18 protein-coding genes and 5 tRNA genes are annotated in these 21527 nt (G+C 36.9%); 17 read left to right on the plus strand and 6 right to left on the minus strand.

Features of this window, described 5'->3' with window-relative positions; genetic code table 11:
- Position 1 precedes the first annotated feature (1 nt).
- Positions 2 to 730 carry a metallophosphoesterase family protein gene (locus tag AC07UM_RS12810; RefSeq protein WP_494683153.1) on the plus strand — a complete coding sequence of 243 codons (729 nt, stop codon included), beginning with the start codon at positions 2 to 4 and terminating at the stop codon, positions 728 to 730.
- A gap of 160 nt (positions 731 to 890) precedes the next feature.
- Positions 891 to 2615 carry a M14 family metallopeptidase gene (locus tag AC07UM_RS12815; protein ID WP_494683152.1) on the plus strand — a complete coding sequence of 575 codons (1725 nt, stop codon included), beginning with the start codon at positions 891 to 893 and terminating at the stop codon, positions 2613 to 2615.
- 58 nt (positions 2616 to 2673) lie between these two features.
- Here the strand turns inward: AC07UM_RS12815 and AC07UM_RS12820 are convergent, their stop codons facing one another.
- On the minus strand, positions 2674 to 3555 hold the full coding sequence (locus AC07UM_RS12820) for a cupin-like domain-containing protein (protein WP_494683151.1): 882 nt from the start codon (positions 3553 to 3555) through the stop codon (positions 2674 to 2676).
- Between the two features lie 443 nt (positions 3556 to 3998).
- Between AC07UM_RS12820 and AC07UM_RS12825 the strand changes: the two genes are divergently transcribed.
- Positions 3999 to 6719, plus strand: coding sequence for a hypothetical protein (locus tag AC07UM_RS12825; RefSeq protein ID WP_494683150.1), 2721 nt, complete (start codon positions 3999 to 4001; stop codon positions 6717 to 6719).
- Positions 6720 to 6777: 58 nt separating this feature from the next.
- Here AC07UM_RS12825 and AC07UM_RS12830 read toward each other — a convergent pair whose 3' ends face one another.
- Positions 6778 to 7275, minus strand: a complete 498-nt coding sequence (locus AC07UM_RS12830) for a DinB family protein (protein WP_494683149.1) — start codon at positions 7273 to 7275, stop codon at positions 6778 to 6780.
- A 181-nt stretch (positions 7276 to 7456) separates the two neighbouring features.
- On the opposite strand from AC07UM_RS12830, the gene AC07UM_RS12835 reads away from it, so the two are divergent.
- From AC07UM_RS12835 to AC07UM_RS12870, 8 genes are all read left to right on the plus strand, one after another.
- Entirely contained in the window at positions 7457 to 8356 is a 900-nt protein-coding gene (locus AC07UM_RS12835) for a GLPGLI family protein (RefSeq protein WP_124533016.1), read from the plus strand.
- Between the two features lie 133 nt (positions 8357 to 8489).
- Positions 8490 to 8744, plus strand: a complete 255-nt coding sequence (locus tag AC07UM_RS12840) for a FeoA family protein (protein ID WP_105682883.1) — start codon at positions 8490 to 8492, stop codon at positions 8742 to 8744.
- Positions 8744 to 10777: a ferrous iron transport protein B gene (feoB, locus tag AC07UM_RS12845; protein WP_494683148.1), complete on the plus strand. Its 2034-nt coding sequence runs from the start codon at positions 8744 to 8746 to the stop codon at positions 10775 to 10777. The genes AC07UM_RS12840 and feoB overlap by 1 nt, the downstream gene beginning before the upstream one ends.
- A gap of 218 nt (positions 10778 to 10995) precedes the next feature.
- Positions 10996 to 12012, plus strand: coding sequence for a DUF4421 family protein (locus tag AC07UM_RS12850; RefSeq protein WP_494683147.1), 1017 nt, complete (start codon positions 10996 to 10998; stop codon positions 12010 to 12012).
- A gap of 63 nt (positions 12013 to 12075) precedes the next feature.
- Positions 12076 to 13458, plus strand: coding sequence for a phosphoglucosamine mutase (gene glmM, locus AC07UM_RS12855; protein WP_494683146.1), 1383 nt, complete (start codon positions 12076 to 12078; stop codon positions 13456 to 13458).
- 48 nt (positions 13459 to 13506) lie between these two features.
- The gene (locus tag AC07UM_RS12860; protein ID WP_494683145.1) at positions 13507 to 14088 is read left to right on the plus strand and encodes a Crp/Fnr family transcriptional regulator; all 582 of its coding nucleotides are present in this window, start codon (positions 13507 to 13509) and stop codon (positions 14086 to 14088) included.
- A 330-nt stretch (positions 14089 to 14418) separates the two neighbouring features.
- Complete coding sequence (locus tag AC07UM_RS12865) at positions 14419 to 15390, plus strand: quinone oxidoreductase family protein (protein ID WP_494683144.1); 972 nt, start codon at positions 14419 to 14421, stop codon at positions 15388 to 15390.
- 207 nt (positions 15391 to 15597) lie between these two features.
- Positions 15598 to 16980 carry a tetratricopeptide repeat protein gene (locus AC07UM_RS12870; RefSeq protein WP_494683143.1) on the plus strand — a complete coding sequence of 461 codons (1383 nt, stop codon included), beginning with the start codon at positions 15598 to 15600 and terminating at the stop codon, positions 16978 to 16980.
- 44 nt (positions 16981 to 17024) lie between these two features.
- Here the strand turns inward: AC07UM_RS12870 and AC07UM_RS12875 are convergent, their stop codons facing one another.
- From AC07UM_RS12875 to AC07UM_RS12890, 4 genes are all read right to left on the minus strand, one after another.
- Positions 17025 to 17894, minus strand: coding sequence for a hypothetical protein (locus AC07UM_RS12875; protein WP_494683142.1), 870 nt, complete (start codon positions 17892 to 17894; stop codon positions 17025 to 17027).
- A 47-nt stretch (positions 17895 to 17941) separates the two neighbouring features.
- Positions 17942 to 18820, minus strand: a complete 879-nt coding sequence (locus AC07UM_RS12880; protein WP_494683141.1) for a DMT family transporter — start codon at positions 18818 to 18820, stop codon at positions 17942 to 17944.
- A complete protein-coding gene (gene aat / locus AC07UM_RS12885) occupies positions 18807 to 19460 on the minus strand; it encodes a leucyl/phenylalanyl-tRNA--protein transferase (protein WP_494683140.1) in 654 nt (217 codons plus the stop codon). Before aat ends, AC07UM_RS12880 begins: the two co-directional genes overlap by 14 nt.
- Before the next feature lie 62 nt (positions 19461 to 19522).
- A complete protein-coding gene (locus AC07UM_RS12890; RefSeq protein ID WP_103231586.1) occupies positions 19523 to 19900 on the minus strand; it encodes a DUF3127 domain-containing protein in 378 nt (125 codons plus the stop codon).
- Positions 19901 to 20078: 178 nt separating this feature from the next.
- On the opposite strand from AC07UM_RS12890, the gene AC07UM_RS12895 reads away from it, so the two are divergent.
- From AC07UM_RS12895 to AC07UM_RS12920, 6 genes are all read left to right on the plus strand, one after another.
- Positions 20079 to 20160 (plus strand) — tRNA-Leu (locus AC07UM_RS12895).
- Positions 20161 to 20164: 4 nt separating this feature from the next.
- Positions 20165 to 20240, plus strand: a tRNA-Gly gene (locus AC07UM_RS12900).
- Between the two features lie 6 nt (positions 20241 to 20246).
- Positions 20247 to 20330 (plus strand) — tRNA-Leu (locus AC07UM_RS12905).
- A 121-nt stretch (positions 20331 to 20451) separates the two neighbouring features.
- Positions 20452 to 20533 (plus strand) — tRNA-Leu (locus tag AC07UM_RS12910).
- Between the two features lie 78 nt (positions 20534 to 20611).
- A tRNA-Leu gene (locus tag AC07UM_RS12915) sits at positions 20612 to 20695 on the plus strand.
- A 127-nt stretch (positions 20696 to 20822) separates the two neighbouring features.
- The gene (locus tag AC07UM_RS12920) at positions 20823 to 21527 is read left to right on the plus strand and encodes a hypothetical protein (RefSeq protein ID WP_494683139.1); all 705 of its coding nucleotides are present in this window, start codon (positions 20823 to 20825) and stop codon (positions 21525 to 21527) included.

The following is a 21527-nucleotide window of genomic DNA, read 5'->3' on the forward strand; positions in this document are numbered from 1 at the left end:
AATGAGCAGAACATTAGTAATAGGAGACATTCACGGAGGATTTAAAGCCTTGCAGCAGGTCCTTGAAAGAGCAGCTGTGACAGAAAATGATCAGCTGATCTTCCTTGGAGATTATGTAGACGGATGGAGCGAGTCCTCCCAAATTATACAGTTCTTAGTGGAACTTTCCAAAAAGCAGGAATGCATTTTCATCAAAGGAAATCATGACGCATGGTGTGAAGATTGGCTGGCATTGGGACAAAATCCTGATGTGTGGCTTTTCAATGGAGGAAAAAGTACCATAGAAAGCTATGTTGATTATTCCCTTGAAGAGTTGGATATTCAGCTCGAATTCTTTCAAAGGATGAGAAACTATCATATTGACGATCAGAACCGGCTGTTTATTCATGCTGGATATGCTTCCATGCACGGCCCTGAAAGGGAAGTGTATTCCAGCAATTACCGTTGGGACAGAACCCTTTGGGAAACTGCGGTGGCGATGGATAAAAAACTGGAAAAGAATTCAGAATTATATCCCAAAAGACTGCTTTTGTACAAAGAAATATTCATCGGACATACCCCTACGCTGGATATCGGGATCAAAATCCCCGCTAATAAAGCCAATATCTGGAATATGGATACCGGAGCTGCCTATACCGGATCTTTATCCATCATGGATATTGATACCAAAGAATTCTGGCAAAGCGATCCGCTTCCTTCCCTGTACCCCAATGAAAAAGGGAGAAATTAATGGAATGGAACAAATGAATCATGATTTTACTGCTATTAGTAACAAACCTCACAGGTTTTCAAAACCTGTGAGGTTTCTATTTTCAAAACAATTCTGTTAGTCAACACATTCTCTTTTTCATAAAAGATAACTAATTTTAAAGTCTGAAAATATGACTTCAATGAAACTGAAATATCTTTTATTCACCCTGAGTTCCACCTTGTTTTTGGCTCAAAAATCATTTCAGACCCCTTTTGAAAAGGGCAATGGCAACCAGACTGTTACTTACGATGAAATGAACAGCTACTATGAGAATCTGGCTAAGAACTTCAATACCATTCAGTACCTTAAAAAAGGAGAAGATGACAATGGAAAACCCATTTATGTGGTTGTTTATAACCCTTTTCCTGAAAAGGACCTTGAAAAAATAAGAAAAGACAAAGCCATTCTCTTCGTCAATAACGGGATTCACCCAGGAGAACCGGACGGAATAGATGCTACCATGATGCTGATGAGAGATCTTGCCGTCAAAAAAATCAAAACTCCACAAAATTTTGTCATTGCTGCTATTTCCGCCTATAATGTAAGTGGAATGCTGAACAGAGGATCCTATTCCAGAGCGAATCAAAACGGCCCGGAACAGTACGGCTTCAGGGGAAATGCAAGAAATTATGACCTGAACAGAGATTTTATCAAGGCTGATTCCAAAAATGCAAGAAGTTTTCAGGAAATCTATCAGTGGCTGAAACCGGATGTTTTCATAGATAATCATGTGAGCAATGGAGCAGATTATCAATATACATTTACCTATATTTCTACCTTTAAAGAACGTCTGGGAAATACTCTTGGAACCTATTTCTATAACGAGTATCAGGCTAAAAACCTTGAGGACATGAAGAAACTGGGCTACGAAAGTACTCCTTACGTCAACATTCACGGAGATGTTCCGGAAGTAGGATTTGCCTCATTTGAAGACTCACCGAGATACTCTACAGGATATGCTTCCCTTTTCAATTCCTTAGGAACCGTTCCCGAAACCCATATGTTGAAACCGTATGATAAAAGAGTAGATGCTACTTACAAATATATGTTGGTCAACCTGCAGAATTTAGATAAAGAGTATCATACCATAAAACAGCTTCGCATTGAAAATTTAAAACAATACCAGGCAGGAAAACAATACGGAATCCGTTGGAAAATAGATTCCACGAAATTCTCTACGATGGATTTTAAAGGCTATGAAGGAAAATACAAACCAAGTGAGGTCTCTGGTAAGCCACGTCTGTATTATGACCGAAACAAACCTTTTACGAAGAATATAAAACTCTTTACCACGGCTGTTCCTACTGGATATATTACCATTCCGAAGTATTATGTGATTCCACAGTCGCAGTATCGTGTGATTGAAGAATTGAAAAGAAATAAAATTCAAATGAAACCGATACAGAAAGATAGTACTCTGGCGGTTGAGTCCTATAAGATCAAAGATTTTAAAACCGTTAAAAACCCTTATGAAGGTCATTATCTGCATTTTGAAACTACAGTAGATACTTCTCGTAAGAATTTTACATTTTCTGCAGGAGATTATTTGATTTCTACCAATCAGCCTGGTGTAAAATATATCATAGAAACTCTTGAGCCTGAAGCATTAGATTCATTTTTCAACTGGAACTTCTTTGACGGAATTTTAGCTCAGAAAGAATATTATTCCGCCTATATTTTCGAAGATACAGCAGCAGAACTCCTGAAAAAAGATAACAAACTAAGAGAAGCTTTTGAAGCGGCCAAAGCATCGGATAAAAAATTGTCTGAAGACGGAGATGCACAGCTGGATTGGGTGTACAGACACTCTCCTTATTTCGAAGAAAAAACCTTCAGGCAGTATCCTGTTTATAGGGTATTTTAATATTCTGATATTCAATAATTAAACTAAAAAATGCGTTTCGACTGAAACGCATTTTTAATTATCTTGGTAAGCCTTTTTTCAAGGCTAGTTCTGCTCTTTCAACCGCTAATTTTTCTTTCCACTCCATGTAATTCTTTTTGAAATTGGCCTTCATCATATCGTCAAATTTTCGCTGTACAGTAAGATTCCATAGTGAATGTGCTTTTACTGCCCACGACTTGTCCCACGCTCTTAAGGAAATAGAGAAACTTCCGTCCAGATATTTCATCCAGTGCCACCATCCTGTAGGCATAAACAGAGTATCTCCATGCTCCAGGTAGCATTCAATACCTTCTACACCATTCAGTGCAGGGAATTTTGTGAAATCAGGATTTTCTATATCGTAATCTTCCAGTGCATACGTAGCATAAGGAATCTGGTAAAGCCTTTCTCTCCATTTATAATCAAAAAGGAGAATATGTTTCCTTCCATTGAAATGAGTATGAAATATATGAGCCATATCAATATCAAAATGAAGGAACGTTTCAGATCCTTTTCCGCCGAAGAACATATTAGGATATTTATCAAGAAAGCCTCCCATGAGTTCTTTGGGGGCAATATAATCTTCTAAAAGCTTCGGAGCATATTTTATAGGATCGAAGAGAAATATTCTGAGATCAGTGGGCTCCCGCTGTATAAGATCTATATAATCTCCAAACTTCATTTTTGCGGCCGATGCATTGATGGGTGCAGAGGGATCTGCCTTTGAACTGTCATATAGCGGAACTTCCACATCTCCTACAACCTCCTTCATATATTCCATCGTCCATTTTTGATAAGCAGGCCAGTTTTTTGCCATATTCCTGATGACAACGGGCCTTCTTGGCTTTAGATATTTTTCGTAGAATTCTTCTTTTGAAATGTCTTCTACAATATCTATAGGCTTTAAAATAATTCCCATTTTAGTAAATTTAATGTTACAAAATTATTAAATATATATTTATGTGCCCGTTTTTAAGTTTTTTTTAATCTATAATTCAAATCAGATTTTACTATCTGGAATGAATAAAAATATTAAAATTTATATTTCTCCTGAAAAGTGCTCCTTTTTTATTTAATATGACAAATTGTATTAAGATTTTGTTACGAATTTTTAAAAATAAATGATGAAAGATTTTATATGCCAAATATAATTTTTGAAGGAAAATAATTATCATGCATCATGAGTTGGAAGGTGAACTATAGTTGATCTGAAGAGAGCACACTTTTTAAAAAAAATTCAAAGGGTTAAAAAATATAACTATGTTTGTAGTGATATTGATTTAACTTTTATCATTAAAAATCATCTTTATAAAAAGTGTAACAAAAAACTAGAATGATTAACTAATTGAGCAAATAATAGGTATGAAAAAAAATATTTCTTTATTTCTGATGCTTTTCTTTACTGTGCTTACTTTTGCGCAGAAAACGGTTTCAGGAAAGATCACTGATGATGACGGGGTAGCAATACCAAGTGCCAGTGTGACCATAGAAGAACCTGGTAAAGATGCTATTCTGGCTTACGGAATTACCAATTCTAAAGGTGAATATAAAGTAACGTTCACTTCCGCTGAATCGAATGTGGATCTTAAAGTAAAAGCTTTCAATCAGAAGCCCCTTACGAAGCAGATCAGCAACAGTGATCAGACCTTAAGTTTCAAAATGCAGTCTGAAGCCACAGAAATTAAAGAAGTACAGCTGAAAACAAAAATGATTACCGCAAGAGGGGATACCATTTCCTATGATCTTAAAGCATTCAACAACAAAAATGACAGAACCCTGGCAGATGTAATGAAAAAGATTCCGGGAATTGAGGTGAATACCGACGGAACAATTCTTTATCAGGGAAATGCCATCAATAAATTCTATGTGAACGGTAAAGACCTTATGGAAGGTGGTTATGGAACCATCAACAACTCACTTCCGAAAGATGCCGTACAGAAAGTAGAAGTTCTTGAAAATCACCAGCCGGTAAAAATTCTTCAGGATAAAGTGCCTTCAGATCAGGCAGCCATCAATATCAAACTGAAAAACTCTGTTACCATGACAGGTAGAGGAGAAGTAGGAACAGGCTTCGGAGATCCATGGCTTTGGAATGTAAAACTGACTCCCATGTTTTTCGGACAGAAAAGCCAATGGGTAGTCAATTATAAAACCAATAACATGGGTGAGCAAGTGGAAAATGAAGGGAATATCCTGGCATTCGGGAACAGATTTGAAGGCAAGAGAATCAATGCTTCTCAAAATGACTGGCTTAATGTAGAAAATGCAAGTACCCCTAATCTTCCGGTAAAAAGATATCTGATGAATAATGTTCATTACTTATCAGCCAACTATCTTACCAATATTGATAAGAAAAAGGAATGGGAACTTAAAGCTAATGCAAACTATACCAATAATGCGGTAGATAGAGAATCTTACAGCCAAACGGATTATTTTGCAACATCTAATCAATCCGCTTCAAGAGTCACTCAGAATATTCTCAATAATTTCTATACGGATAAAGCAAAAGGAGAATTGATTTTTACTAAAAATGCAAAGAAAGGATTCTTTAAAAATACCACAAGCTTTTCTCAATATTGGAATGCAGACAGGGGTATTGTAGACCGAACAGATAAAAACAGCAGCCGACATGGAGAGGAAGCAATAGAATCTCCTACTTCTTCATTTCAGAACTCTTTGAGTACCATTATTCCATGGAAAGAGAAAATGGTAAATATTCAATCTTACATTAATTATCAGACAGATAGGCAAACATTGGAGGTTTCACCTGCTTCTTATTTACAGATCCCGGGCTTCAATGCAACAGCTGCAACAGATATTGCAAGACAGAATATGAGGCTTAAAACTTTTGAAGCCAATCATTCTGCCAACTTAGGGTTTTCAGCTAAAGGATGGACTTTTACTCCGGAAGTCGGATTTAATTTTAAAACTACAGATCTGGTTACAGACTTATCAAATATTAGAGCAATTCCATCTACCAATCCTAATGTTCCCGATCCTAAGCCGGAGGCGTATAGTAACGATTTAAAATATACAACAGCTACACCATATGGAAGCCTTGGAGTAAATTATAAAAATGAATCATGGATGATCTATGCTAATCTTCCAGTGAACTCAAACAATATTAAAGCGGAAGATCCATTAAGACTTGTTTCAAAATCAGTCAATAAAGTAACATTTGAACCTAATATTTTTGCGCAGTATTCATTTGCTTCATTCTGGAAAGCTTCACTAACAGGAAATATAAGTAATAATTTTGGAGAAGTTAATACAGCATATTCTGGATTTTTAATGACTTCACCCAATGGCATCAATGCAATGGATGCTTCCAACCCGATTCCTCAGAACAATACAAAATCTGGAGGGACACGAATAGAATATAGAAATCCCCTGAACAATTTGTTCTTTAATCTTAATTACAGATTATCTGACGTTAAAAGAAACCTTATTTCTTCTCCGGTAAGAAATGAAGCAGGATATACCACAGTGAAATATCTGGAACAGGATAATCACACAAAAAATAATGGATTTAGTGGAGAAGTAGGAAAATATTTCCCAAAATTTAAAACAAATGCTTCAGTAAGCTATAGTAATAATACTTCAACATCAGATGCTTATCAGAATGATAACTCATACGAAAGCAAAAACAATTCTCAATCCGTAGGGTTTAAATTAAATAATACCTATTTCAGCTGGATGAGTGTTGATTATAATTTTACTATTTCAAGAACAAAACAAACCAATACAAGTGCAACACCTGAATTGAATAATGTAAACTCAAGAAATGGATTTAATCATAACTTAGGAGTGTTCTTCTATCCAATAGAAAATCATACCATTGGATTTAACTGGGATCAGGTAAACAGTAGTGCCGGAACTCAGAAATATAATAACGGGTTCTATGATTTGTCTTATCAGTTCAGTTGGGCAAAGAAGAAAATAGATTTCGAAGTGAAATGGATGAATATTGCGAACAAAAAAGTTTTTGAAACGTATGATATTAATGCACAAAGTATTTCTTATACGAGAATCCAACTCCGCCCTAGCCAGGTCATGTTTACCGTAAAATTCAACTTTAAATAAAAATAAAAACCAATCCATCCGGATTGGTTTTTTGTTGAGATATACTTAGGTATTAAAATTAAAAACTTTGCTGGTCTGCTGAAGGCCCATAGCTTCCCGGCAAAGGAATATTATTCAGTCTGTAATATACTCCCAGTTGAGCTCTGTGATGGGTAATCTGGTTCAAAGCATGGCGGATTGCTCCGTATTTGCTCCAGCTTGCCAGTTCATGACCATCATTTTTAATGGTCCAGCTGGGGTTCAGGTCGTCTTCCTTGCTGTTTTCCAACGCCTTTTTACCTGCCTGAAAATCTTCTTCCAGTTTTTTCAGAAGATCTTCTCTCGTTGAAAGAACCGAAGGTTTGTAGTCTCCCTTGCCAAAATCCAGTTCAGAAGTATTTAAAATAGTGTTCGGCCATTCAAAAACTTCTACAAGGTGGGTGGCAAGCGGCATCATCTTCATGCTTTTTTCATGGGGGGCGAAGTCATTTTTTCCTTCAGGGAATAGTTCAATAAATTTTTTTGTGGTTTGGAATTCTCCCTCCAGTTCAGATTTTAATTGAGATAAGGTATCCATAATATTTTGTTTTTTAGAAACTTAAAGGTAAGCGTTTTAAAAAAGAAACTGTTTTAAGAGAATCATAATTTTTTAATGATCACTTCATCTGGAGTAGATTTATTTATAGATCAAAAATAAAATTTCAAAAAAACTGTAACAAAAGTAGAGAGATGAGCACTAATTATATAAACTTGCTACAATGAAAAAGTTATTCTCCGTATTTCTTATTGCTCTTTTTGCTTTTGCAGGAGCTCAGGAGTCAAAGGAAACTGCAAACCGTTTCTTTTACGAACTGACTTTTAAACCGAAAAAAGATTCGGCAAAGCTGGATAAGATCATTACCATCCTTGATATTACTCCAAAAAAATCCATCTATCAGGATTACACAATGCCTGCTCAGGATTCTATCATTAAAATTCAGATAGAAGAGATGGAGAAAACCAAGTCTTTCAAGGATATGACCAAACTGATAAAATGGCCTAAATTTTCCTATAAAATTATCAAAAGCTATCCGGACATGAAGGCTCAGTATGTAGACAGAATCAGCAGAAACTTATTCTCATACGAAGACGATCCGAAACTGCAGTGGAGCATTTTACCAGATAAAGAAAAGGTAGGTGCATACAATGCTCAGAAAGCAACTACAGAATTTGGAGGAAGAAAATGGACGGCATGGTTCAGTTCAGATATCCCTTTTCAGGATGGACCGTACAAATTTAAAGGACTTCCAGGTCTGATTGTAAAAATTGAAGATGCTGATAAAAATTACTCATGGCAGCTGAGTGGGAATAAAAAGATTGAAAACTATGATGAATTGTCATACGCAGATAAGATCAATGCCAAGATGGGAATGATGAGCAATACAATAACACCTACCTCCAAAGAAAAATTCCTGAAATCTTACGAAGGATATAAAGCAGATCCGTTCGCAGAATCAAGACCTTACATGACTGCAGAAAATATGAGCAGACCTATGCCGGGCACAGACGGAACAGTAGGGGATTTTATGAAGAGACTTGAAAAGCAGGTGAAAGATTTCTTTGGTTCTAATGACAATCCAATAGAAAAAGAACAAGCTTCTGAAAAGAAGAAAAAATAAGCATTCATATCAACTAAATTATATTTTGAATCAACCCAGATACAGCAATGTATTTGGGTTGATTTCTTTTATCTTGAATCGTTATTTAGATTAAATTTAAATAGCGTATATTTGCAGGACTAAAAATTAGGCTTTGAAAGAGAAAGGATTACATAAATTAAGTGGATTCCCTAAGAATAAAATGGGGAAGATATTGGGGTATGATAATGACCATCTGAAAATGCCCAATAAAATTATTGAAATGGGGCTTCTTCCGGAGACCTCTTTCAGAATTTTGTATCAGGCACCATTCAATGGGCCTATGTATGTGGAGTTTGGAGCAGAAAAAAGCCGGATTGCTCTTCGTGAGGAAGAAGGAGATTATATCATTGTTGAAGAATTGAATTAATGCAGGAAAACAAGAAAAAACAGATACTTTTAGTCGGAAATCCTAATGTAGGGAAGTCAACGGTTTTTAACATGCTTTGCAACAAAAAGCAGAAGACCGGGAACTATGCCGGCGTTACCGTAGCAAGTCATTCTGGAAATTATACCTATAAAAACGAAGATGTTGAGGTGATCGACCTTCCGGGTTCTTACAGCTTATATCCGAGTTCAGAAGATGAAGCTATTTTTTCCAAATACCTTATTGATGAGCAGAAAAACTATGCTGGAGTCGTTTATATTCTTGAAGCATTAAGTTTAAAAAGAGGGCTGCTTCTGTTTCAGCAGATCCAGGACCTTGGTATTCCCATGATTTTGATTGTTAATCAGATTGACCAGGCAGAGAGAAGAGGGATTACTATAGACATTGAGAAATTTTCTGATGCATTGGGCCTTACAATTATCCAGACCAATGCCAAAGAACAGATCGGAATTGATGAAGTAAGAGAAGCCATTTACAATAATGAATTTGTAAAGGCAGATAAAGTTTCTTTTGAAACCCCCAACGAGCACAAAGATTTTATTCAGAAACTGGCAGCACATAAAGGTTTCGACAACGAATATAAGGCTTGGATGAGCCTTTCCCTGGGAACAGACCTGGGAAGAATAGGATCGGTAATGGAACAGCTGAATGAAGCTGATACTAAAAGCTTGGTTCCAAAAAGATTACAGGTTCAGGAAACCGTTAGAAGATATCAGAATGTAGATAAAATACTGGAGAATGTAATTTCCAAGAAAGCTCAGTTTAAAGAATTACTGACCGAAAAGCTGGATAAGGTTTTGGTTCATAAATTCTGGGGATATGTCGTCTTTTTATTGATCTTATTGGTTATTTTCCAAAGCGTATTCTTTCTGGCAGAATATCCGATGAACTGGATTGAAGAGACATTCTCGTGGCTGGCTGCATTTACCAGCGAACACCTTCCTGAAGGTCCTGTCAATTCATTGATCTCAAACGGAATCATTCCGGGAATAGGAGGAATTGTGGTTTTTGCACCACAGATTGGGATCCTGTTGTATTTCCTTTATCTCCTGGAAGATTCAGGATATATGGCGAGAGTGGTATTCCTTATGGACAGACTGCTTCGTCCATTCGGGCTTAACGGTAAAAGTATCGTTCCGCTGGTATCAGGAACGGCCTGTGCCATTCCTGCAGTAATTTCTACAAGAAATATTGAAAACGTCAAAGAGAGATTGCTGACGATTCTGGTAACACCGTTTATGACTTGTTCTGCAAGACTTCCGGTATACAGCATCGTTATCGGACTTATCATCTCAGAAGGAACGTTTTTAGGAATAAAATACAAAGCGCTGGTTTTGATGGGAATGTACCTTCTTGGATTCTTAGTCGCTTTATTCTCAGCGGCAATTCTTAAGGGATTTATTAAAAGTAAAGGAAAGACATACCTGGTAATGGATCTTCCGACCTATAAAAAACCTCTTTTTGCATATGACCTTAAAATGGTTTTAGGAAAAGTGTGGGACTTTATTACCGGTGCCGGAAAAATAATTTTCATCGTAAGTATCATCATCTGGTTTCTGAGTTATTTCGGACCAAAACAAAAAGCTGATGAATTGGTAGCCGCCAATGTTCACCTTGACCATTCTTACCTGGCTAAAATGGGGAAAGGGATAGAACCCATTATTGCTCCATTGGGCTACGACTGGAAAATGGGAGTAGGAATCCTTACAAGTTTCGTAGCCAGAGAAGTTTTTGTAGGAACAATGTCTACACTATACAGCTTGGAAGATGATGCTCCGGAAGTAAAAGTAATTGATAAAATGAGACGCGATGTAAAACCGAATGGCGAAAAAGTCTTCAGTTTTGCAACGGGAATCTCAGTGCTTCTTTTCTATGCATTTGCAATGCAGTGTGTCTCTACACTTGCAGTAGTCTACAGAGAAACCAAAAGCTGGAAATGGACCGGCTTTCAGGTGGTCATGATGACAGGTTTGGCATACTTTGTGTCGATGATAGCATATCAGATTTTAAAGTAATGAATTCATCATTAATTTTTCAATACGTACTCATCTTATTGATTGTGGCATTCGCGTGTTACTCTCTATTTAAGGTGCTTAAAAAGAATTTTGCCCCTAAAAAATTCAGTTCCAAAAGAACAAACTGTGATAAAGATTGCGGTTGTTCTTAATATTGGGTTTATCGGATAATTGAAAAAAATGTAGTAATTTCATTTTTCTAATGTAAATTATTCGGTTTGAATTTTTTTAAGACAGGATTATTCGTATTATTTTCTTTATCAGCCTTTCAGGTAAAAGCACAGTCAGATACCGCAAATACCAAGTCTTATGCAGACCAGGTAATGATTCGTGTGAATCTTGATACCAATATTGAGAGCTATATTTTTTCAGAAGGAGAAGGGAAGAGTGCCAATAAGACAATCCTGTCAATCAACAATAAAACGAAAACATCCCTTTCAGTCGATTATAGAATAATAAGTGCGACATTATCATTTTCCCCCAAATTTTTACAAGGAAACAATGATGATCACATGAAAGGCGAAAGCTCATACACCGACTTTAGCTTCAGACTCTTCCCCGGGAGATTCATCCAGAATCTGTATTATAAAAATGTAAGAGGCTTTTATATTGAAAATATGAAGGACCTGTTTCCACAATGGCAGGAAGGTCGTGATCCGTACATTCAGTTTCCGGATCTTAGGGTACAAAGCTTTGGTGGGTCCACATCCTATATTCTTAATAAAAATTTTTCAGCAAGAAGTATCTACACACAGGGAGAATGGCAGAAGAAAAGCAGTGGAAGCTGGGTACCTTTTGTAGATTATGACCTTACTATTTTCAGAAATAAAATTGACGAAGTAAAAAGTAAAGAGACTCAATATAATATCGGAGGCAATATGGGGTATTTTTACAACTGGGTAATAGGGAAAAATGTGAACATTTCACCTTATTTAGCAATTGGAATAGGAGGTAAATTCTCAAGCTATCGTAACTTTCAGAATGGAGGAGCAAAAGAAAATGCTCAATATGCCACCATAAGAATGCAGGGCGGTTTGCATGTAGGGTATAATACAGACCGTTTTTTATTCGGGGGTAAAATGAATTTTAATACGTACACCTACGATCAGAAAAACAGCCAGGCAGTGGAAAATAATAATCTCTATGGCTTGTTGTATGTGGGATATCGTTTTGCACCACCGAAAGTTGTAAAAAATACCTACGATAAAATCCAAAAAAAGATTCCCGTTCTATAAGTTGAAAAGTCTTTTAAGTATCTTTGTCTGGTAAAATTTAGAAAACTATAAATTAAAAACATAATGTCGTTAATAAAATCTATTTCCGGAATTCGCGGAACCATTGGTGGAAAAGTAAATGATAACTTGACACCGCTTGATGTGGTAAAATTCGCTTCTGCATTCGGAACCTGGCTTCAGAATAATAAAAATAAAAAAGACCTTACCCTTATCATTGGAAGAGATGCCAGAATTTCTGGTCAGATGGTTTCTTCCCTGGTGACTGCAACGTTGCAGGGATTAGGAATTAATGTTGTGGACTTAGGACTTTCTACAACCCCTACGGTTGAAATAATGGTTCCCGAGCTTAATGCAGATGGAGGAATCATCCTTACCGCTTCTCATAACCCAAAACAGTGGAATGCCCTTAAGTTATTAAATGAGAAAGGAGAATTCATCACGGGTGAAAATGGAGCCGAAGTATTGGCTTTAGCAGAAAGTGAAGATTTCAACTATGCAGAAGTAGATGATCTTGGAAAATATGAAACAAGAGAGGATGCTTTTGATATCCATATTAAGCAGATTCTGGATTTACCAATGGTAGATGCAGAAGCCATCAAAGCTAAGAATTTTAAAGTAGTTCTGGATGCTGTAAACTCTACAGGAGGTATTGCAATTCCTATGCTTTTGGATACATTAGGATGTGAAACCATCAAATTATACTGTGAGCCTACCGGACATTTTCCACACAATCCAGAACCCTTGAAAGAACATTTGGGAGATATCTGCGAATTGGTGAAAAAGGAAAATGCAGACTTAGGAATCGTAGTAGATCCAGACGTGGACAGATTAGCTTTGATCGATGAAAAAGGCGAAATGTTTGGCGAAGAATATACATTGGTAGCCGTGGCAGATTACTTGCTAAAGCACAAAAATGGTGTAGCAGTTTCTAATCTTTCTTCAAGCCGTGCCTTGAGAGATGTGGCACATACCCACAATTCTGAATATTTCGCAAGTGCTGTAGGAGAAGTAAATGTAGTCACTTTGATGAAAGAGAAAAATGCAGTCATTGGAGGAGAAGGAAACGGAGGAATTATCTATCCTGATTTACATTACGGAAGAGATTCTTTAGTAGGTGTCGCTTTATTTTTGACCCATTTGGCCAAAGAAAACAAAACTGTTTCTGAGCTAAGAGCAGGATACCCAAGCTATTTCATGGGGAAAAAGAAAATAGAACTGACTCCTGAGATTGATGTAGATGCGATCTTAAGCAAAATGGAGCAGGAATATCAGAATGAAGATGTTTCTACCGTAGATGGTGTTAAAATAGACTTTGAAAACAACTGGGTTCACCTTAGAAAATCCAATACAGAGCCAATTATCAGAATTTATACAGAAGCTAAATCTCAGGAGGAAGCAGATCAGTTAGGAGATGATATCATTGCTAAAATCAAGAGTTTAATCTAAAAATATAGGAGGAACGGACGCATTGTCCGTTCTTTTTTTATATCAGGAATGTTTGAAAATATTAAAAACAGGTTTCCCTTCCCTAAAGAAAAATGGAGGAAATTTCTCGGCAGTTTCGAACGGATGGAGGTTCCTGCCAAAACTTTGCTTTTAAAAGAAGGCGAAGTTTCCCATAATGCCTATTACATTGAAAAAGGCGTGGTAAGAGCCTGGTATAATAATGATGGAAAAGACGTTACATTCCAGTTTTTCCTGGAGAATACAATGTTCTCGTCCCTAGAAAGCTTTAGAAAAGGATTGCCAAGTATGGTTTCATTCGAGACCATAGAATCCTGTATAGTATACAAAATCAAAAAACCTGATGTGGAAGCTTTCTTGGAAGAAGTTTATGAAAATCCTGAACTCAGAACCCTGTTTATGGATGCTCTTTTCGAAAGGGTGTTCGATTATATGAAGCATTTCTTTTCATTTATTAAAGATACACCGCAGCAGCGGTATATCAATCTGGTCAAAGCCAAGCCGGAGATCATCAGAAGAGTTCCCCAGCATTATATTGCTTCTTATCTGGGGATTACAACGGTACATCTCAGCAGGATAAAAAGCAAAATATTAAAGGAGAGGCTGGAATAGGCTGGAAATGGAAGCCAGAAGCTTAAAAAGAAACTGCATAAATTATGACTCATTTTAAACGCAACGTTCACAAAGATTAATATGTATTGTTGAATACGATCGCAAAGGCGTTTTACTCAGCAGTGATGGTTCTTTGCTAAACGAAGTGCCCTTGCGAACAAATTATAATCATAGTATCATATTTACATAGCGATCTCTGCGTTTTTAACTCTATTATCAGGATTATAAACCTCCAGCCTCCCTCTTCCAGTTTTATTTACCCAAGCTGATAACAAATGTTATTGCTTTGCCGGGGCTCCCGGTGATAATTTTGTATAAAAATTTAAAGCAATGAAAGCAGCCGTAATATTCGAAAAAGGAAGAAGTCCTCAATATGCAGATTTTCCAGAGCCGGAAGTAGTAACGGAAAACGATATTTTAATATCAGTACAAGCAGCATCTATTAAAAATCTTGATAGGGCAAGAGCAAGTGGAAATCATTATTCCACGGAGAAAGAAGAACATAAGCCCACGATTATTGGTTCAGATGGCGCAGGATATCTTGAAAACGGAGATAAAGTCTATTTTTTCAGCAAAAAAGGGACTGTAGCAGAAAAAGTGGTGGTTGATAAAAAAATGATCGTTCCAATACCCTCAGAACTGGACTTTTCTATAGCAGCAGCATTGCCCAATGCTGTGATGGGATCAGCCATGGCATTACGATGTAAGGCAGGTATACAACCCGGAAATATAGTCCTGATCAACGGAGCAACAGGAATTACAGGGAAGGTCGCTGTTCAGATTGCCAGATTATATGGCGCAAAAAAAATTATTGTTACCGGAAGAAATGAGGAAGCTTTGAAAGCCTTGCTTGAACTGGGTGCCGGTGAGATAATTTCCCTCAAAGCAGACGACCATGATTTTAAACAAAAAATAAAAGAAATTCATAACGAAACCCCTATAGATATTATCCTGGACTATATCTGGGGGCATTCTGTAGAAATGATCCTGTCTGCTCTTAAAGGAGACGGTACATTTTCTCATCGATCAAAACTCGTTACTGTAGGCGGAATGAGCGGAGATACCCTTCAGCTGTCTTCACAGATTCTCAGAGGAACTGATATTCAGATTTCGGGATCAGGATTGGGAAGCTGGACGAAAGAAGAATCAGCGCTTCTCTTTTCAGAAATTATTCCTGAAATGTTCCAGGCGGCTTTAGACAGAAAAATTAATATGGAGACGGAAGATGTTGATATTAAGGATATTGAATCTATATGGGATGGGTATGTACAAAGCGGAAAACGGCTTGTCATAAGAATTTAACCCCAATTTGCGTTTTTTTATCCACAATCCTTTTATTGGTTTTCTTTTTTTACTATTTTTATAATAGAAATTAATGAAATGGAAAATTCAAAAAAAAGTTGCAACTTTGCATAAATATTTGAATATCAGTTTCAGATATATTATTAACTAAAAGTTTGCCGAGGTTTGTAAGCAAATTCAGACATTGGGCCGACAAAGAGGACACTATTGGAAGAGTATTTTGGAAATGAACTTGTAAAAAAGTTCGAGGAAATGATGGAAAACAATGACGAATTCTACTTCGATACCGAAGAATTAGAAGACATTATTGTTTATTATTTGGAGCTTGGAGATTTTAATTACGCTGATATGGCGGTTACTTATGGTCTGAAGCTTCATCCCAATTCATTAGATATCAAGATTAAAAGACTTGAGATCCTTTTGGAGTGGGAAGAGTATAATGCAGCGAAAGAATTGATCAATGAGTTAAAAGGTGCTTCTATGGAGAACACAGACTTTTTGGTTTGCTACGCGAAGTATTATTCGAACCTAGGAAATCCTAGAAAATCCATTGAAATTTGTAAAAAAGCTTTGACATTAGAGGAAGAAGAAAACTTTCTCCACAACTTTATTGCGGATGAATATGTGAATCTTGGAGATCCTTTTAACGCTCTTAGACACTACAGAAAAGCACTGAAAGAAGATCCAACGGATGAATATTCGCTGGAAAACTGTATGGTGTGCTTCAGTGAACTGAATAAGAACGAGGAGGCTATTGCCTTTCTTAATGAATATTTAGATGAATTCTCTTATTCTGAAACCGCATGGTTTGAGTATGGGCAATTCTATTTCAACAGAAAAAATTATGATGAAGCGATAAAAGGCTATGATTATTTGTTGGCAATTAACTCTTCTTCTGTAGGGGTATATGCCAATAAAGCAGCCTGTTATGAAGCTTTGGGACAATACCAAAAGGCCATCGAGACGTATGAGGAGATGCTGGAGCTTGAATATACGAAGGCATTTACTTTTTATAAGATCGGACTATGCAATAAGGCGTTGAAAAATCCTATTTTAGCTTTAAACGCATTCCAGAAATCATTGAGAGAAGACCCTCAGTTTTATCTTGCGATGATGGAGCAGTCTTATCTTTACGAAGAAATGGGCGGAATGTCTGAAGCATTGCATTATGCCAAAGAAGCCACGCAGCTGAATGAAAACAATCTTGATTATCAAAAGAGATTGGCTTTCTTATTCATCGATTCAGGGAAATTTGAAGAAAGCCTTTCCTGTCTTAAAAAACTCGTTGATGCTGAGCCCACAAGGTTCTACAACTGGTATGCCTATTCAGAAGTTTTGATGTTGGTGGGAGAGTATGAAGATGCGGTAACGGTTTTGAATAAAGCGTTAAAAAATCACCACAGAGCGGAACTGTTTTATCAGTTAAGCAATTGTTTTTTTAACCTGAAAGACCAGGATAAAGGGATGGATGCACTTCAGAAAGCATTAGATCTGGATCCGTCTTTAGTAAAGGATATGCAGAAAAAGTATCCGTATATTAAAGATGAGGTGAAAAAGGCTAAGGCAAGTAGAGTGAGAAAAAAGAACTAGATTAATCTAAAAAACAATAAAAAACCTGCAGAAATGCAGGTTTTTTATTGATAATTGTATTCGTACATAAATCGATCAGGAGCGCTGGTCATTGGGTTTCCATTGATATCAAGAGTTTGTCTGCTTTCTTCAGATGGATAACCGGCTGTATTAAATGTTGTGGTATACTTATGACTGCTGGTTCCGGTTCCTGTTCCGCCTCCGGCTGTCGTATTGGTGAATTGTCCTTTATAGGTACTTAAGCTGTTCTTTATATTCGAAAACAACATGCTTACCCCGTCACTGTTTTCATTTCCATTGAATATAATTTTGTCAAAACCTTTTACATTTTTAAAAGGATAGTTTTTATCCGTATAAGTATAGGTCTCTTTTTCTGTGTAAGTAACGGTATTTCCATTTACTGTTCCTGTTCCCGAGCCCACATTGCTTACCATATTTCCATTGCTGTATGTAAACACACTGTTGATGGTAGAAGAACCTGCGATTCCCGAGTTCGTTTGTCTTTTTACATTGATCTCAGTAGTACTCGTATACGTATAGGTAAATGTAACCGTGTTTTGTACTGTTCCGGTAGTAGAATACTCCTTAGTAACTGCTGAAGCCATACGTCCCCCGGAATATCCATATTCAACCGTACTTTCAAGAACGTTATTTTCGTAATTCTTGATACCCGTAATGTAATCATCAGTATAAGTGAACTCAATTCTTTGTCCATGATTAATGTTGTTAATCATGCTGATGATTTTTGTTCCGTTGTAATTGATTTTCATGACAATACCATCCTTGTTCATTTTTGTAGGAAGGATCACATTTTGAGTGGAGGGATCACTGTTGTCAAAGGGAGTATCCTCAGAAGAAGCAGAACAGGAAAGTGTAGATAAGGCTATAGAGCCATAAAGTAGAATTTTTTTCATAGTTATAAGTTAAATCAGTCAAATATAATTTAATTTATAATATGATTTTACTTTTTGGGATTTGTTCTTAAAAATATAAGCCCTGCAATGATAATTCCTGCTCCTGCAAACTGTAGGGAAGTCATCTTTTCACCGTCTAAAATTCCCCAGATAATGGCGACAATAGGCATTACTAAAGTAACAGTGGATGCAAAAAGAGGAGAAGAAACTTTCAGTAAACGGTAATTCATCATCATTGCCAGCCCGGTTCCGAAAATGGAGAGCAGCCCGACGAACATCAACCCAAGCAAATTATCTCGGGAAAAACTAAACCCTGAGAAGAATCCGGTGCTTGTCAATGCAATAACAGAAGGAAATAATAAGACAAATGAGAAAACAAATGCAGACAAAACTGTAGAAGAAACCTCCATAAGCTTTGATTTTACGGTAGTTGTGCTCAAAGCATAGCATAAAGTGGCCAATAATAACAAGAGGATTGGAATCATTTTAAACTCCCCGCTGTCCCCGCCTCCAAATGCCAGAATACAAACTCCCGTAAAGCTTATTAATATTCCTATAATCTGCTTTTTTGTTGTCTCGAATTTCCATACCAGTGCCCCCACAATAATCACAAAAATAGGCATCATAGAGTTGATGATTCCTGCAATACTGCTGCTTATCTCAGTCTCTGCAATGGGAAAGAGAAACATAGGAATAAAGTTTCCTGTAAAAGCTGCCAGAATCAACCATTTCAAATGCTTTTTGGGGAAAAGCTTATAGTTGGAGATGGCAATAGGAAGTAAAATAATCCCGGCAATAAGAACCCTTAAAGATCCTACCTGAAACGGATTAAAGTGTTCCAGAGACTTTTTGATCAAAATAAAGGATGATCCCCAGATGATGCTCAGGATAACCAGAAGAATCCATTTTTCTTTATCTGCGTTCATTATTTTCGTGTAAGATTTTTAGAAATTCTTTTTTAGCAATCATTTTTGCGCCCAAGCTTTCCAGATGTTCGGTATGAGATTGACAATCAATTAATTCAAGAGTATCTTTGTTGCTTTCTACAAAATGAATAAACCCTGCTTTGGAGGCATTGCTTACTTTAGCAAACATACTTTCTCCACAGAAAACATTTCCGATCTGCAATCCGTAAAAACCACCCACAAGTTCTCCGTTCTGCCACACTTCAATACTTTTGGCTAAGCCGTATTCATGAAGGGTAATAAATGAATTCATCAATTCATCAGAAAGCCATGTTCCAGACTGTCCTTTTCTGTTGGTTTGCTGGCAGTTCCTGATCACTTCCCTGAAATTCTGATTCTCTGAAAAAGTGAAAATATTTCTATTTAATATCTTTCTCATTGATTTTGAGACTCTTATTTCTCCGGGAAGAAGGACGAATCTTGGATCCGGGCACCACCATAGAATTTCTTCATCAGGATTGTACCAGGGAAAAATACCCAGCTGATAGGCAAACCAAATACGTTCTACAGACAGATCACCTCCGAAAGCAATCAGCCCGTCATGCCCGTCATAGAGCTCAGGATCGGGAAATGAAATCTCGTTTTCGTCTAATCGAACCATTTTTTAGCAAAAAAATCCTACTTCAAAAAGCAGGATTTATATTTGATCTTTTATTCTTTTAATTAAAAAGGTAAATCATCGTCATCGTCACCAGCAAACGGATTCTCGTTAGAAACCGGTGATGCAGACTGTTGAGGCATTGCCTGAGTAGGTTCTGAAGCATTGTCAAAAACCTTCTCTATTTTCCAGCCTGTAATAGAGTTGAAATATTTCGTTTCACCCTGAGGAGAAACCCATTCTCTCCCTCTGATATTGATTCCTACCTTTACGTTTTCTCCTTCTTTAAGGTTATCTAATAAACTGATTTTATCAGATAAAAATTCTATGTTTATCGGCTGTGGATACTGTTCTTGGGTCAAAATAACCATTTCTCTTTTTTGAAATCCGCTCGCAAATGTTTGAGCATCAAAAAGTTTCTTTACCGTTCCTTGTAATTCCATATCGTAAATATTAACGATGTAAAAGTAAGAAAATGAAATGTAATAAAAGGGGTCGTGAAAAAAAAATGTGGAAATTTTAATTTTTTTTTCGGAAAAGTTTGCTGGTAAAGGAAATTGTCCTATATTTGCACTCACAAAAAAGAAGCAAGCTCTTTAAAACTTACAATATAAAAAACCAGCGGATGTGGTGTAATTGGTAGCCATGCCAGACTTAGGATCTGGTGCCGTGAGGCGTGGGGGTTCGAGTCCCTTCATCCGCACTATGCGAAAATAGCTCAGCTGGTAGAGCACAACCTTGCCAAGGTTGGGGTCGCGGGTTCGAATCCCGTTTTTCGCTCCACACCATGCCCTGGTGGTGGAACTGGTAGACACGCAGGACTTAAAATCCTGTGTCCGCAAGGACGTACGGGTTCAAGTCCCGTCTGGGGTACAAGACCCTCTGTAATATCTTACGGAGGGTTTTTTGTTTTAATAGAGAGTGTTCTTTAAATAAAAAGTCTTATATTTGTAAGAAATATAGCCTGAATCTGTAAATTCAGATCAGTAAATCAGCGGATGTGGTGTAATTGGTAGCCACGCCAGACTTAGGATCTGGTGCCGTGAGGCGTGGGGGTTCGAGTCCCTTCATCCGCACTATGCGAAATGGCTCTTTCAAGAGTCACTGAAAAGGTTGGAACACTTAGTTTGGATCTTTTTTTTTGCCCACACCATGCCCTGGTGGTGGAACTGGTAGACACGCAGGACTTAAAATCCTGTGTCCGCAAGGACGTACGGGTTCAAGTCCCGTCTGGGGTACAAAGTCCTCTGTAATGCAAATTACAGAGGACTTTTTTATTGCATGCATCATCATTCAAAAATAGTGTATCAAAAAGAAAGACCTTACCATGTCTTTTGCTACATTTGCTTCAGAAAAAACAAAACCATGAAAATATTCAATACCATTGTAGTCGTTAGCATAATAGCTGCTTCTAATTCATTATTCTCACAAACATCCAGCGAAAGCAAAGCCAAAGAAATTATTGAAAAAGCTATTCAGGCAGAAGGTGGAAAAAAGCTTCTGAGCAGTATAAAAACGCTTTATTCCAAATCTGAAACGGTCATGGACGGCCGAAATGTGCATTGGATTACTAAAGAAATGGTTCCCAATAAAGGAAGTTTTGAAATTGAATATCAAGGAAGAATTGTTTACAGATCGTGGTTTGACGGTAAAACAGGGTATGAATTGGTCAACGGTGAGAGAAAGCTGGCTGATCCTGCTGAGTTTAAAGATAAAGCCGACAGAAAGTACATCATGAATGAACTTGCCTATATAGATCCCAAATTATATAAGATTGAACTTATTGAAGAAAACCCGGATAAGATTTATTATAAAATAAAAGCAACCTATGTAACGGGAAAAGTGACTTATCTGTATTATGATGTAAAGTCATTCTTTCTAAGCAAAGAAGAAACGGTGGAAAATGGTGAAAAAAATACGTTTTCTACGGTTTTGCAGAGTGATTATAAAAAATTCGGAGATCTTTGGTATGCTACTAAATCAACATTTGTTTCTGAAAATGGGAATCAGGAAGCAACGCTTGTAGATTTGTACTATAATAAAAATATTGAGGATAAAGATTTTAAATAA

It is taken from the genome of Chryseobacterium sp. GW821-FHT04C04, assembly GCF_059420365.1.